Source organism: Pseudomonas sp. Leaf58 (assembly GCF_003627215.1).
Classification (GTDB): Bacteria; Pseudomonadota; Gammaproteobacteria; order Pseudomonadales; family Pseudomonadaceae; genus Aquipseudomonas.
In genome coordinates this window covers 3,841,145-3,855,514 of sequence record NZ_CP032677.1, presented here as the reverse complement: position 1 = coordinate 3,855,514, position 14,370 = coordinate 3,841,145, and the positions used below count along the sequence as shown (strand labels likewise).

Annotated in this window: 12 protein-coding genes and 6 tRNA genes; 17 read left to right on the top strand and 1 reads right to left on the bottom strand. The window is 60.9% G+C overall.

Annotated features, from left to right (window positions below; genetic code table 11):
* Positions 1-59: 59 nt before the first annotated feature.
* From astA to mgtE, 14 genes are all read left to right on the top strand, one after another.
* Positions 60-1,088, top strand: coding sequence for an arginine N-succinyltransferase (astA, locus tag DV532_RS17945; RefSeq protein ID WP_056805023.1), 1,029 nt, complete (start codon positions 60-62; stop codon positions 1,086-1,088).
* Complete coding sequence (astD, locus tag DV532_RS17940) at positions 1,089-2,552, top strand: succinylglutamate-semialdehyde dehydrogenase (protein ID WP_056805024.1); 1,464 nt, start codon at positions 1,089-1,091, stop codon at positions 2,550-2,552.
* 23 nt (positions 2,553-2,575) lie between these two features.
* The gene (gene astB / locus DV532_RS17935; protein ID WP_056805026.1) at positions 2,576-3,925 is read left to right on the top strand and encodes an N-succinylarginine dihydrolase; all 1,350 of its coding nucleotides are present in this window, start codon (positions 2,576-2,578) and stop codon (positions 3,923-3,925) included.
* Between the two features lie 13 nt (positions 3,926-3,938).
* Complete coding sequence (locus tag DV532_RS17930) at positions 3,939-4,229, top strand: hypothetical protein (protein ID WP_056805028.1); 291 nt, start codon at positions 3,939-3,941, stop codon at positions 4,227-4,229.
* A 10-nt stretch (positions 4,230-4,239) separates the two neighbouring features.
* Positions 4,240-5,247 (top strand): succinylglutamate desuccinylase, encoded by a 1,008-nt coding sequence (gene astE, locus DV532_RS17925; RefSeq protein ID WP_056805030.1) that lies wholly within the window; start codon positions 4,240-4,242, stop codon positions 5,245-5,247.
* 268 nt (positions 5,248-5,515) lie between these two features.
* Positions 5,516-8,140, top strand: a complete 2,625-nt coding sequence (alaS, locus tag DV532_RS17920) for an alanine--tRNA ligase (RefSeq protein WP_056805033.1) — start codon at positions 5,516-5,518, stop codon at positions 8,138-8,140.
* A gap of 84 nt (positions 8,141-8,224) precedes the next feature.
* Entirely contained in the window at positions 8,225-9,460 is a 1,236-nt protein-coding gene (locus DV532_RS17915) for an aspartate kinase (RefSeq protein WP_056805036.1), read from the top strand.
* 166 nt (positions 9,461-9,626) lie between these two features.
* On the top strand, positions 9,627-9,815 hold the full coding sequence (csrA, locus tag DV532_RS17910; RefSeq protein ID WP_003254503.1) for a carbon storage regulator CsrA: 189 nt from the start codon (positions 9,627-9,629) through the stop codon (positions 9,813-9,815).
* Between the two features lie 72 nt (positions 9,816-9,887).
* Positions 9,888-9,978: transfer RNA gene (locus DV532_RS17905), tRNA-Ser, on the top strand.
* 106 nt (positions 9,979-10,084) lie between these two features.
* Positions 10,085-10,161 (top strand) — tRNA-Arg (locus DV532_RS17900).
* A gap of 71 nt (positions 10,162-10,232) precedes the next feature.
* Positions 10,233-10,309 (top strand) — tRNA-Arg (locus DV532_RS17895).
* A 72-nt stretch (positions 10,310-10,381) separates the two neighbouring features.
* Positions 10,382-10,458: transfer RNA gene (locus tag DV532_RS17890), tRNA-Arg, on the top strand.
* 72 nt (positions 10,459-10,530) lie between these two features.
* Positions 10,531-10,607, top strand: a tRNA-Arg gene (locus DV532_RS17885).
* Between the two features lie 527 nt (positions 10,608-11,134).
* Positions 11,135-12,577 (top strand): magnesium transporter, encoded by a 1,443-nt coding sequence (gene mgtE / locus DV532_RS17880; RefSeq protein ID WP_056805046.1) that lies wholly within the window; start codon positions 11,135-11,137, stop codon positions 12,575-12,577.
* Between the two features lie 180 nt (positions 12,578-12,757).
* On the opposite strand, the gene DV532_RS17875 is transcribed toward mgtE, so the two are convergent.
* Entirely contained in the window at positions 12,758-13,084 is a 327-nt protein-coding gene (locus DV532_RS17875; RefSeq protein WP_003254499.1) for an Arc family DNA-binding protein, read from the bottom strand.
* A gap of 69 nt (positions 13,085-13,153) precedes the next feature.
* Here DV532_RS17875 and DV532_RS17870 point away from each other — a divergent pair, with 69 nt between their 5' ends.
* From DV532_RS17870 to DV532_RS17860, 3 genes are all read left to right on the top strand, one after another.
* Entirely contained in the window at positions 13,154-13,417 is a 264-nt protein-coding gene (locus tag DV532_RS17870) for a hypothetical protein (protein ID WP_156676004.1), read from the top strand.
* A gap of 12 nt (positions 13,418-13,429) precedes the next feature.
* Complete coding sequence (phnN, locus tag DV532_RS17865) at positions 13,430-14,023, top strand: phosphonate metabolism protein/1,5-bisphosphokinase (PRPP-forming) PhnN (protein WP_056805049.1); 594 nt, start codon at positions 13,430-13,432, stop codon at positions 14,021-14,023.
* 111 nt (positions 14,024-14,134) lie between these two features.
* Positions 14,135-14,211: transfer RNA gene (locus DV532_RS17860), tRNA-Arg, on the top strand.
* The last annotated feature ends 159 nt before the right edge of the window (positions 14,212-14,370 follow it).

Here is a 14,370-nt window from a genome sequence, read left to right as displayed (position 1 = left end):
CGGGATTGATGCGTTAGAAGAGTTTTGCGCCGGCCGCCGCCGCCGCACAAGGAGATAGCATGATCGTTCGTCCTGTACGCAGCAGCGATTTGCCTGCGTTGATCGAATTGGCACGCAGCACCGGCACCACCGGGCTGACCACGCTGCCGGCCAACGAAGAGCGCCTGGGGCATCGCGTAGGCTGGGCGGAAAAGAGCTTCCGTGGCGAAGCCGAGCGTGGCGACACCGACTACCTGTTCGTGCTGGAAAACGACGAAGGTATGGTGGTTGGTATCAGTGCCATCGCCGGTGCCGTCGGCCTGCGCGAGCCCTGGTACAACTACCGGGTCGGCCTGACCGTCAGCGCCTCGCAGGAGCTGAAGATCTACCGCGAAATCCCTACGCTGTTCCTGGCCAACGACCTGACCGGCAACTCCGAGCTGTGCTCGTTGTTCCTGCGCAGCGACTACCGCTCTGGTGTCAATGGCCGCCTGCTGTCGCGGGCGCGCATGTTGTTCATCGCCGAGTTCCCGGAACTGTTCGGCAAGAAGATCATCGCCGAAATGCGCGGTATGTCTGACGAGCAGGGCCGATCGCCGTTCTGGGAGAGCTTGGGCCGGCACTTCTTCAAGATGGAGTTCAGCCAAGCCGACTACCTTACCGGCGTGGGCAACAAATCGTTCATTGCCGAGCTGATGCCCAAGTTTCCGCTGTACACCTGCTTCCTGTCCGAGGCGGCACGTAACGTGATTGGCCGCGTACACAAAGACACCGAGCCGGCGCTGGCCATGCTCAAGCAGGAAGGCTTTAGCTATCAGGGCTACGTCGACATCTTCGATGCCGGCCCGGCCATCGAATGCGATACCGCCAAGATCCGCGCCGTGCGCGAGAGCCAGACCCTGGTGCTGGCGGTGGGCACGCCGGGCGATGACGCCACCCCTTACATCATCCACAACCGCAAGCGCGACGACTGCCGCATTACTGCTGCCCCTGCGCGGCTGGCCGCCGGCACCCTGGTGGTCGACCCGTTGACCGCCAAGCGCCTGCGCATGGGCGCCGGCGACAACGTGCGCGCCGTGCCGCTGTCGGCCAGCCGGGAGGCCCAGTAAATGACCACGCATTACATTGCAGGCAATTGGCAGGCTGGCCAGGGCGAAACCCTGCAGTCGCTGAACCCGGTGACGCAAGCTGTGGTCTGGCAAGGGCAGGGCGCTGATGCCAGCCAGGTGAACGCTGCAGTGCAGGCTGCGCGCCAGGCCTTCCCGGCTTGGGCGCAGTTGAGCCTGGAGGCGCGCATCGATGTGCTGGAGAAGTTCGCGGCGCAGCTTAAAGTGCATGCCGAAGCCATGGCCCAGTGCATTGGCGAAGAAACCGGCAAGCCTTTGTGGGAGTCGGCGACCGAAGTCACCAGCATGATCAACAAAGTGGCGATATCGGTACAAAGCTACCGCGAGCGCACCGGCGAAAAAAGCGGCCCGCTGGCCGATGCCACGGCGGTGCTGCGGCACAAGCCGCACGGTGTGGTGGCGGTGTTCGGCCCTTACAACTTCCCTGGCCACCTGCCCAACGGCCATATCGTGCCGGCGCTGCTGGCAGGCAACTGCGTGGTGTTCAAGCCGAGCGAGCTGACGCCCAAGGTTGCCGAGCTTACCGTCAACTGCTGGATCGCCGCCGGCCTGCCGGCAGGGGTGCTGAACCTGGTGCAGGGCGCGCGTGAAACCGGTGTGGCATTGGCTGCCAGCCCGGGTATCGATGGCCTGTTCTTCACCGGCTCCAGCCGCACCGGTAACCTGCTGCACCAGCAGTTTGCCGGCCGCCCGGACAAAATCCTGGCCCTGGAAATGGGCGGTAACAACCCGCTGGTGGTGGATGAGGTCAAGGACTTAGACGCCGCCGTGTACACCATCATCCAGTCGGCATTCATTTCCGCTGGCCAGCGTTGCACGTGCGCGCGGCGCCTGTTGGTGCCGCAGGGCGCCTGGGGCGATGCGCTGATCACGCGCCTGGTCGAGGTGTGCAAAACCATCACGGTCGGTGCCTTCGATGAACAGCCAGCGCCGTTCATGGGCTCGGTGATTTCGCTGCAGGCGGCGCGGGCGCTGATTGCGGCCCAAGCCGAACTGGCTGCCAAGGGGGCGGTGAAGCTGCTGGAAATGACCCAGCCGCAGGCCGATGCCGCCCTGCTGACCCCAGGCATCGTCGACGTTACTGCTGTTGCTGAGCGCCCGGACGAAGAGTTCTTCGGCCCGCTGCTGCAGGTGATCCGCTACGCCGACTTCGATGCCGCCATCGATGAGGCCAACAACACCCAGTATGGCCTGGCCGCCGGCTTGCTGTCCGACTCCCACGCTCGCTACCAGTACTTTTGGCTGCGCAGCCGCGCCGGCATCGTCAACTGGAACAAGCAGTTGACCGGTGCTGCCAGCAGCGCGCCGTTCGGCGGCGTAGGTGCCAGTGGCAACCATCGTGCCAGTGCCTATTACGCGGCCGACTACTGCGCTTACCCCGTGGCTTCGCTGGAGACCGCCAGCCTCGCCCTGCCGGCAAACCTGACGCCGGGCATCACCCTATAACAACAGGTCACGGAGCCTTGCCGATGAAATCCTATGAAGTGAATTTTGATGGCCTGGTGGGGCCTACCCACAACTATGGCGGCCTGTCCTACGGTAACGTGGCTTCGCAGAGCAACAGCCAGCAGGGCTCTAACCCGCGCGAAGCCGCGCGCCAGGGCCTGGCGAAAATGAAAGCACTGGCCGACATGGGCTTCAAGCAGGGCGTGCTGGCGCCACAGGAGCGCCCGGACGTGGCCGCCCTGCGCAGCCTGGGCTTCAGCGGCAGCGACGCCGAAGTGATCCGGCGTGCCGCGAAGGAGGCCATGCCGTTGCTGGTGGCCAGCTGTTCGGCTTCGAGCATGTGGGTGGCCAACGCCGCCACGGTCAGCCCCAGTGCCGACACGGCGGATGGCCGTGTGCACTTCACCGCCGCCAACCTCAACTGCAAATACCACCGCAGCATCGAGCACCCGACCACCAGCCGTGTGCTGGGCGCCATGTTCAGCAGCGCGCAACACTTTGCCCACCACGCCGCGCTGCCCGCAGTAGCCCAGTTCGGTGACGAAGGGGCGGCCAACCACACGCGCTTCTGCCGTGCCTATGGCGAGGCTGGCGTGGAATTCTTCGTCTATGGCCGCAGTGCCTTCGACAGCCGCTACCCGGCGCCGCAGAAGTACCCGGCCCGGCAAACCCTGGAGGCCTCGCAGGCGGTGGCTCGCCTGCATGGCCTGAGCGAAGGGGGTGTGGTCTACGCTCAACAGAACCCGGCAGTAATTGACCAGGGCGTGTTCCATAACGACGTGATTGCGGTGGGTAACGGCGAGGTGCTGTTCTACCACGAGGACGCTTTCCTCGAGACCGACACGGTGCTTGACCAGCTGCGAGCTAAACTGGCCAGCAAAGGTGGTAACTTCCAGGCCATCTGTGTGCCACGGGCGGCGGTGACGGTGGAGGACGCGGTGCGCTCCTACCTGTTCAACAGCCAGCTGCTTAGCCGTGACGACGGCTCCATGCTGCTGGTGGTGCCCGAGGAGTGCCGCAATAACGAACGGGTCTGGGCCTACCTGGGCCAGTTGACCAGCCATGGCGGGCCAGTGAAGGAGGTCAAGGTATTCGACCTCAAGCAGAGCATGCAGAATGGCGGTGGCCCGGCTTGCTTGCGTTTGCGCGTGGCCTTGAAGGAAACGGAACTGGCGGCGGTCAACCAAGGCGTTATCATGACCGCCCCGTTGTACGACACCTTGGTGCAGTGGGTCGACAAGCACTACCGTGATCGCCTCGTCGAGGCGGACCTGGCCGACCCGCAGCTGCTGGTGGAATGCCGTACGGCGCTGGATGATTTAACCCAGATCCTGAAGTTGGGCTCGGTGTACCCGTTCCAACGCCAACCTTGAAGAGAGAATTGTAATGACCGACGCCCTGCGCCTGATCCTCGAAGATGAAGATGGCACCCAGCTGGAAACCTCCTGCACCCGCTTTGCTGTGGTTTGGCAAGGTAAAGAAGTGTGGATTCAGCAGGACGGCCGTGGCCAGTTGCTGATCGGCGTGGATGTCGATGAAGACGACAGCGAGTACGCCAACCTGTTGCTGCGCCCGATGGCCACCAACTTGGTCAGCCTGCAGCTGGAAATGGAACCGGCGGAGCTCGGTGAAGACGACGATCACGTTCATGGCCCCGACTGCGGCCACAAACACTAAGGAAGTACCTATGCTCGCCCTTGGCAAATTGCTTGAGCTGACCCTCTCCGGTCGTGAGCCGGCCGAGAAGACCCAAGTGACACACGAGGGCGCGCGTTTGCGCTGGCTGGGGGTGGGTGCGCTTGAAGTACGCCCCGCTGAAAGCGAGGATTGCGGGCTGGATTTGCTGTTGTCCGCCGGCATCCATGGCAACGAAACGGCGCCGATCGAACTGCTCGAGCGGCTGCTGCACAGTGTGGCCAATGGCGAAGTCAAGCCAAAGGCGCGGGTGCTGTTCCTCTTTGGCAACCCGGCGGCGATCAGCAAGGGCGAGCGTTTCATCGAGCAGGACATCAACCGCCTGTTCAATGGGCGCCATGAACAGTCCAGTGGTTTCGAGGCATTGCGTGCCGCCGAGCTGGAGCAGTTCGCCCGGGTGTTTTTCAGCAAGCCGGGGCGCAGCCGCCTGCATTACGACCTGCATACCGCTATCCGCGGCTCGAAAATCGAGCAGTTCGCCTTGTACCCTTATAAAGAGGGCCGCAAACATTCCCGTCGCGAGCTGGTGCGCCTGGCAGCAGCGGGCATGCAGGCAGTGTTGCTACAGAGCAAGTCGTCCATCACCTTCAGTGCCTTCACCTACGAGCAGCTGGAGGCCGAGGCCTTTACCCTGGAGCTGGGCAAGGCCCGCCCGTTCGGCCAGAACGAGCAGGTCAACCTGGACAAGCTGGAAAAGCGGCTGATCCACATCATCGAAGGCACTGAGCCAGCGGGCGAAAGCTCGCTGGATGGCTTGCAGTTGTTCAGTGTCTCCCGCGAGATCATCAAGCACAGCGACAGCTTCCACCTGCACTTGCCGGCGGATATCGAAAACTTCTCCGAACTGAGCAAGGGTTACCTGCTTGCCGAAGACCTGGCCGAGATGCGCTGGGTGGTGGAGGAAGAGGGCGCGCGTATCATCTTCCCCAACCCCAAGGTGAAGAATGGCTTGCGTGCTGGCATTCTGGTCGTGCCGGACGCGGGGCAGCGGTTGGGCTAACCAGAGGCAGCCAGCTTTTCTCTTTTAATGCACCGCCTGTTCCATTTTCCCTCCTCATCAGCGGTAATGGGCTTGCCAGTGGCGAAAGGCAGGATTTAGCATCCGGTCATCTCGTTTTCGTTTGCATAGCCCGAAAAACCGTCCAAACGATGGTTTCTATCGTATAAACACACTGCATCGAGACTGCAGGACCGATATAATGCGGCCCTTTGCCGTCGTTTCGTCGACGCGTTTGCCCAACAGGGCCGCCGTTTCCGTGGAAGAACCTATGAAAAGCGCAGAAATCCGTGAAGCCTTCCTTCGCTTCTTCGAAGAGCAGGGCCATACCCGAGTCGCCTCCAGTTCGCTGATCCCGAACAACGACCCGACCCTGCTGTTCACCAACGCAGGCATGAACCAGTTCAAGGACTGCTTCCTCGGTGCGGAGAAGCGTGCCTACACCCGTGCGGTCAGCAGCCAGAAGTGTGTACGCGCCGGTGGCAAGCACAACGACCTGGAAAACGTCGGTTACACCGCGCGTCACCATACCTTCTTCGAAATGCTGGGTAACTTCAGCTTCGGCGACTATTTCAAGCGCGACGCCATCACCTTCGCTTGGACTTTCCTCACGTCGGAAAAATGGCTGAACCTGCCCAAGGAGAAGCTCTGGGTCACCGTCTACGCCACTGACGACGAAGCCTACGACATCTGGACCCAGGAAGTTGGCGTGCCGGCCGAGCGCATGGTGCGCATCGGCGACAACAAAGGCGCCCCATATGCTTCCGACAACTTCTGGACCATGGGCGACACCGGCCCGTGCGGCCCTTGCACCGAGATCTTCTACGACCACGGCGCGGACATCTGGGGCGGCCCACCCGGCTCGCCAGAAGAAGACGGCGACCGTTACATCGAGATCTGGAACAACGTCTTCATGCAGTTCAACCGCACCGCCGACGGCGTGCTGCACCCGCTGCCAGCGCCGTCGGTAGACACCGGTATGGGCCTGGAGCGCGTCAGCGCCGTGCTGCAGCACGTGCACTCGAACTACGAGATCGACCTGTTCCAAAACCTGCTGGCCGCGGCGGCCAAGGCCATCGGTTGCAGCAATGACGGCCAGGCTTCGCTGAAAGTGGTTGCCGACCACATCCGTTCCTGCGGCTTCCTGATTGCCGACGGCGTGCTGCCGTCCAACGAAGGCCGCGGTTACGTGCTGCGTCGCATCATTCGCCGCGCTTGCCGCCACGGCAACAAGCTGGGCGCCAAGGGCAGCTTCTTCTACCAGATCGTTGCCGCCCTGGTCGCCGAAATGGGCGAAGCCTTCCCTGAGCTGAACAGCCAGCAAGCGCACATCGAGCGCGTGCTCAAGGCCGAAGAAGAGCAGTTCGCCAAGACCCTGGAGCAGGGCCTGCGCATTCTCGAGCAGGACTTGGCCCAACTGCAGGGCAACGTGGTACCGGGTGACGTGGTGTTCAAGCTGTACGACACCTACGGCTTCCCGATGGACCTGACTGCCGACATCGCCCGTGAGCGCGAGCTCACCATCGACGAAGCCGGCTTCGAGCGCGAAATGGATGCCCAGCGTGAGCGTGCCCGCTCCGCCAGCGCCTTCGGCATGGACTACAACAGCCTGGTCAAGGTCGACAGCGCCACCGAGTTCCTCGGTTATGACGCCACCGAAGGCCAGGGCAAGATCATCGCCCTGTACAAGGACGGTCAGGCCGTCGACCAATTGGGCGAAGGCGAGCAAGGCGTGGTCGTGCTCGACCGCACACCGTTCTATGCCGAATCCGGTGGCCAGGTGGGTGACAGTGGCTTCCTGCAGGCTGGCGCTGCGCGCTTCGACGTGCGCGACACCACCAAGACCGGTGGTGCTTTCCTGCACCATGGCGTGGTCGCCAGCGGCGCGCTGGTGATCGGTTCGCCGGTCGAGGCCAAAGTCGATGCCGACGTGCAGCACGCTACCTCGCTGAACCACTCCGCCACTCACTTGCTGCACGAAGCGCTGCGCCAGGTGCTGGGTGAGCACGTTCAACAGAAGGGTTCGCTGGTCGACAGCCAGCGCCTGCGTTTCGACTTCAGCCACTTCGAGGCGGTGAAGCCGGAGCAGATCAAGCTGCTCGAAGACATCGTCAACCGCGAAGTGCGCAAGAACACCGCCGTGGAAACCGAACTGACCGACATCGAAACCGCCAAGGCCAAAGGTGCCATGGCGCTGTTCGGCGAGAAGTACGGCGATACCGTGCGTGTATTGAGCATGGGCGGTGATTTCTCGGTGGAGCTGTGCGGCGGTATCCATGCCAAGCGCACCGGTGACATCAGCCTGTTCAAGATCATCAGCGAAGGCGGCGTGGCCTCTGGCGTACGCCGTATCGAAGCGGTGACCGGCGCTGCGGCGCTGGCCTACCTGAACGCTGCTGAAGAGCAAGTCAAGGAAGCCGCGCAACTGGTCAAGGGTAACCGCGACAACCTGATCGACAAGCTGTCGGCTGTGCTCGAGCGCAACCGCCAGCTGGAGAAGCAGCTGGAACAGCTGCAGGCCAAGGCCGCCAGCGCCGCCGGGGACGATCTCTCCAACGCGGCCGTTGAGGTCAAAGGCGCCAAGGTGCTCGCCGCCCGCCTGGATGGGCAGGACGGCAAGGCCCTGCTGGCGCTGGTCGATCAGCTGAAAAACAAGCTCGGCCACGCAGTGATCCTGCTGGGCAGCGAGCATGAGGGCAAGGTCGTGCTGGTGGCCGGCGTGACCAAGGACCTCTCCAGCCAACTCAAGGCTGGCGATCTGATGAAACAAGCCGCTGCGGCAGTGGGTGGCAAGGGCGGTGGCCGTCCGGATATGGCTCAGGGTGGTGGCGTCGACGTCGCTGCGCTGGACCAGGCCCTGGCGCTGGCCGTGCCATTCGCAGAGCAGGGACTTTGAGATGAAGGGGCGGGTGGTGTAGCCACCCGCTCCTTCATGTTGGATTGTTTTTTGGGGCCCTGTATGGGCTGAGGCACCATTGAAATGGCGTTGATCGTACAGAAATTTGGCGGCACCTCTGTCGGTTCCATCGAGCGGATCGAGCAGGTAGCCGAAAAGGTCAAGAAACACCGTGAGGCAGGCGACGACCTGGTGGTTGTGCTGTCAGCCATGAGCGGTGAAACCAATCGCCTGATCGACTTGGCCAGGCAGATCACCGATCAGCCGGTTCCGCGCGAACTGGATGTGATCGTGTCGACCGGTGAGCAGGTGACCATTGCCTTGCTGACCATGGCCCTGATCAAGCGTGGTGTGCCAGCGGTGTCCTACACCGGCAACCAGGTGCGTATCCTCACCGACAGCGCGCACAACAAGGCGCGCATCCTGCAGATCGACGACCAGAAGATTCGTGCCGACCTCAAGGAAGGCCGCGTAGTTGTGGTGGCTGGCTTCCAGGGTGTCGACGAGCACGGCAACATCACCACCCTGGGCCGTGGCGGCTCCGACACCACCGGCGTGGCCCTGGCGGCGGCGCTGAAGGCTGACGAGTGCCAGATCTACACCGACGTCGATGGTGTCTACACCACCGATCCGCGCGTGGTGCCACAGGCCCGCCGCCTGGAGAAGATCACCTTCGAAGAAATGCTGGAAATGGCCAGCCTCGGCTCCAAGGTGCTGCAGATCCGCTCGGTGGAGTTCGCCGGCAAGTACAACGTTCCGCTGCGCGTGCTGCACAGCTTCAAGGAGGGTCCGGGTACCCTCATTACCATTGATGAAGAGGAATCCATGGAACAGCCGATCATTTCCGGTATCGCCTTCAACCGTGATGAAGCCAAGCTGACCATTCGCGGCGTGCCGGACACCCCGGGCGTGGCCTTCAAGATCCTCGGCCCGATCAGCGCCTCGAACATCGAGGTCGACATGATCGTGCAGAACGTGTCCCACGATAACACCACCGACTTCACCTTCACCGTACACCGCAACGAGTACGAGAAGGCGCAGAGCGTGCTGGAAAACACTGCCCGCGAAATCGGTGCCCGTGAAGTGATCGGCGACACCAAGATCGCCAAGGTCTCGATCGTGGGCGTCGGCATGCGTTCGCACGCCGGTGTAGCCAGCCGCATGTTCGAAGCCCTGGCCAAGGAGAGCATCAACATCCAGATGATCTCTACCTCCGAAATCAAGGTTTCGGTCGTGATCGAAGAGAAGTACCTGGAACTGGCCGTACGTGCGCTGCACACCGCGTTCGAACTCGACGCACCTGCACGACAGAGCGAGTAATTTGCTGCCTGGAAGGGCGCGGCTTGCCGCGCCCTTCGCGTTTCTGCTCGCCGCGCAGGCCCTGTCCTGCCCTGTGTGGTGAGTAACCCGGGCCGAGTCGTCGTCCACGACCAGGCCGTGACACCCAAGACTGTTACCCCTGAATGTTTTACGTAAGGAGAAAGCTATGTTGATTCTGACTCGTCGGTGCGCCGAGAGCCTGATCATTGGAGACGGCGAGATCACCGTGACGGTGCTCGGCGTCAAAGGCAACCAGGTGCGTATTGGCGTCAGTGCCCCGAAAGAAGTGGCCGTTCACCGCGAGGAAATCTACCTGCGGATCAAGAAAGAGAAGGATGAAGAGCCAAGCCTTTAATTTTTTTGAAGTTTTTTTCAAAAAAAGGGTTGCAAGCGAGGAAGATCCTGTTTAATATTCGCCTCGTGTTGCGGTGAGGTGGCCGAGTGGCCGAAGGCGCTCCCCTGCTAAGGGAGTATACCTCATAAGGGTATCGGGGGTTCGAATCCCCCCTTCACCGCCATTATTTGCGTAGGGCGCTGTAAACGGTAAGAACGCTAAGTAGTTGATTTTAAACGAAAACGTTCTTGCAAAAATGTTTCAGCGGCCTATAATGCGCGGCAAGACACGGACTCATAGCTCAGCTGGATAGAGTACTCGGCTACGAACCGAGCGGTCGCAGGTTCGAATCCTGCTGAGTCCGCCACTTTTGAAGTGGCTTTGTTTGCAAGGCTGCTTCAATCAACCAGTGGTAACTGGTCTAAAACTACCAATCGCGGACTCATAGCTCAGCTGGATAGAGTACTCGGCTACGAACCGAGCGGTCGCAGGTTCGAATCCTGCTGAGTCCGCCACTTTTTGAAGTGGCTCTGCTTGCAAAGCTGCTTCAGTCAACCAGCGGTATCTGGTTTAAAACTGCCAATCGCGGACTCATAGCTCAGCTGGATAGAGTACTCGGCTACGAACCGAGCGGTCGCAGGTTCGAATCCTGCTGAGTCCGCCACTTTTTGAAGTGGTTCTGCTTGCAAGGCTGCTTCAGTCAACCAGTGGTAATCTGGTCTAAAAATACCACCACGGACTCATAGCTCAGCTGGATAGAGTACTCGGCTACGAACCGAGCGGTCGCAGGTTCGAATCCTGCTGAGTCCGCCATACCCCATCAAGAAGCCCGCTCAATTGAGCGGGCTTTTTGTTTTTCTGCACCACTGAATTGTTGGCCCTGCCGATCTAAGCTCTTCTGTAATGATTGTGGTGTAGCTTGGACCGCCTTGTGCCCCATCGCCGGCAAGCCAGCTGCCACAGGGACGCTGCAATCCAGAGAGCAGCGCGGTACCTGTGGCAGCTGGCTTGCCGGCGATGGGCTGCAAAGCAGCCCCAAATCGCCCAGGCGCCACAAACACATCCAGGCACACAACCAATGTGCTTTAACCGCCAGAGCCACCGTCGCACTGATAGCTTCGCGCGTTGTCCCAGCTTTATCACGCAAACGATTGTTCCGGCCAAAATTTTAAGCGATCTGACAGCTTGAGCAGTGTATGATTGCGCCCGTCAGCCCCGCCGGGGCTTGTGGAAAACCACCATGGACTTACCCAGTAGTTACTCGCTAACACGATTCATACCGAAAGATCTGACCGATTGATTCTCCCGGCGTGCTCCGCTGCTGGGAGTGGAGTTCGCCTATGACTGAAGTAGAAGTAAAAAAAGCGCAAGAAAGCCTGCAAGATCGCCTGGCCCAGGTGGTCGAACTGTTGCAACGCCAGCGTGTGGTCGAAGACCTGACCCACCGTCAGGAAGGTGCCCACAACGACCTGGTGGAAAACCTGGTCCACCGCCAGAACCTCGTCGAGCTGCAGCGCAAACTCGATGACCTGCACCCCGCCGACATCGCCTACATCCTCGAAGCCTTGCCCCTGGAAGACCGCCTGACGGTCTGGCAACTGGTGCGCTCGGATCGCGATGGCGACATTTTGCTGGAAGTTTCTGACGCCGTGCGGCAGTCGCTGATCGCCGACATGGACGATCACGAACTGCTCGCCGCCGCCAAGGAAATGGACGCCGACGAGCTGGCCGACCTGGCGCCTGAGCTGCCGCGTGACGTTGTCCACGAGCTGATGGAAACCCTCGATGCCCAGCAACGCGAGCGCGTGCGCTCTGCGCTGAGCTACGACGAGGAGCAAGTCGGTGCGCTGATGGACTTCGAGATGGTCACCATCCGCGAAGACGTCAGCCTGGAAGTGGTGTTGCGCTATCTGCGTCGCCTGAAAGAACTGCCGAACCACACCGACAAATTGTTCGTGGTCGATTACGACGGCATCCTCAAGGGCGTTTTGCCGATCAAGCGCCTGCTGGTCAACGACCCGGAGAAGAAGGTGGCGGAGGTCATGGCGACCGACCCGGTGTCCTTCCAGCCCGAGGAAGATGCCTACGACGCCGCGCAAGCCTTTGAGCGTTACGACTTGGTGTCTGCACCGGTGGTAGACAAGGGCGGTCGTTTGATCGGCCGTCTGACCATTGACGAGATGGTCGACCTGATTCGTGAAGAGAGCGAGAGCGAAGTGCTGAGCATGGCCGGTCTGCGCGAGGAGGAAGACATCTTCGCCTCGGTCTGGCGCTCGTTCCGCAACCGTTGGGCATGGCTGGCGATCAATCTGATCACTGCCTTTGTTGCTTCGCGAGTGATTGGCCTGTTCGAGGGCTCGATCGAGAAGCTGGTGGCGTTGGCTGCGTTGATGCCGATCGTTGCGGGTATTGGTGGCAACTCGGGTAACCAGACCATCACCATGATCGTGCGCGCCATGGCGCTAGACCAGGTATCGCCGGGCAACACCAGCCGGTTGATGCGCAAGGAGCTGGCGGTGTCGCTGATCAACGGCCTGGTTTGGGGCGGAGTGATTGGCGCAGTGGCTTTCTGGCTGTATGGCAGCTGGTCACTCGGGGTAGTGATGACCGGGGCGATGACCTTGAACCTGTTGCTGGCGGCGCTGATGGGCGTGCTTATCCCGATGACCTTGGCCCGCTTGGGGCGCGACCCGGCGATGGGGGCGAGTGTGATGATCACGGCAGTGACCGACAGCGGCGGCTTCTTCATCTTCCTCGGCTTGGCTACGGTGTTCCTGCTGTAACGCCGCAAAGCGGCCCTAAGGCTTCAGTGGTGAAGCTCAGGTTGCTGGGGCTGCTGCGCAGCCCTTTCGCGACACAAGGCCGCTCTTACAAAGCATCGCGTTTCTTGCATGATCCTATGGCTTGATAGTCGCCCATAAAAAAGCCAGCTTAGGCTGGCTTTTTCGTATCCGCTGCAAACCTCAGGAGGCGTCCGCGGCCATTTCCACATCGTGAGCGATGAGGGCGACCAGTGCGTTCTGCTGGCGGTGGGACAGTTGGCGGAAGCGCTGCAGCAACTCGCGTTCATGCAGAGACAGTTCAGGGCTGTCCAGGCGCATGCTCAGCTCGTCACCCAGCGCGCCTTCCTGGATAAGGCTCTGTTCCAGGCGCGCGATGATCTCGGAGTTCATGCTGCGGTGATGGTTGCGCGCTACCTCGGCAATGCGCTCACGCATCCCATCTGGCAGGCGGACGACGAACTTGTCAGCGGTGCGGCTCGAATAAATAGCCTGTTTCATTGGGCGCATATAAATTGACCAGATTTTGGTTCAGGGGAAGCGGTTCTCAAATTGGCCGCACGGGATGGAAGTACGACCGTGGCGACGACAAAATGTTCAACCGTCAGTGAAAAATGGATGCTCATCTTGCCTCATGGTCGCCGTTTCCTTGGCGTCAATTCTGTGACAAATAGTGAGCCGGATAAAGGCTTTGTGCCAGTACCAATTATCAGAAATGAGCACTGGTTTGAAAAGTTTTACATGCACCGGCTTGGCCAACTGTCAGACTTTTGCCGTCAAAAACTGGTAAAACACAGCAAAAACCCAGGAAAGCCCCTAGAATGCCGCGGTTTCCTTCCATAGAGCATAGTGGCTATGCAACATGACGCAAGCGACCACCGATCAGGGACAGGCCGGTTGATATTTCTGATAGGACCGTCGGGTGCCGGGAAAGATTCCCTGATCGACGCTGCACGTGAGCGGCTGGCGGCCGCCGGGGTGGTAATCGCCCGCCGCGTCATTACCCGTTCGGCCGAAGCCAAGGGCGAAGCCGCCCATGGGGTCACGGCCGAACAGTTCGAAACACTGCGTGCGCAGGGCGCATTTGCTATGTACTGGCGAGCCAATGGCTTGGCTTACGGCATTCCACAGCAGGTGGACCAGTGGCTGGCAGCGGGTAGGGCGGTTTTGGTGAATGGTTCGCGGGCTTATCTGGCTGAGGCGCGCCAGCGTTACCCCAACCTGCTGGCAGTGCAGGTTGAGGTCAGGCCCGAGGTGCTGCGCCAGCGCTTGCTGGCTCGTGGCCGTGAGACTACCGAAGAAATCGAGCAGCGTCTGGCGCGGAACGCCCGCTTGCAGGCGGTGGCCGACCCCACGGTGCATGTGCTGGACAACTCGACCACCCTGCAGGCAGCGGTCACTGCGTTGTTCGCGCTGCTACGCGATGAAGGTGTGCTGACGCAGGTGTAGCATAGGCAGAAAAGGATTACGCGAAAAAGCCCGGTTGAGGCATGACAAACGCCAGTATGCTGGTTAACATGCTGGCCGTCCTGCTGTGCAGCGTTCGCTGCCGGTACTTGCGTCTCAGTAGCTCAATTGGATAGAGCATCCCCCTCCTAAGGGGAAGGTTGCAGGTTCAATTCCTGCCTGGGACGCCATTTCTTATCTCCCCCCGTTACCCTGTGTTGGCAGCCAACTTTGACACATCAGTGTCATGGGTATTGCTGTCGGGCAAAGGCCATGTCAGCCATGAGCGCCGCGAAAATAGGCTAGCGAAGCTATTCCGATGCTGCCCCGGTGGGCATATGCTTGCCCGT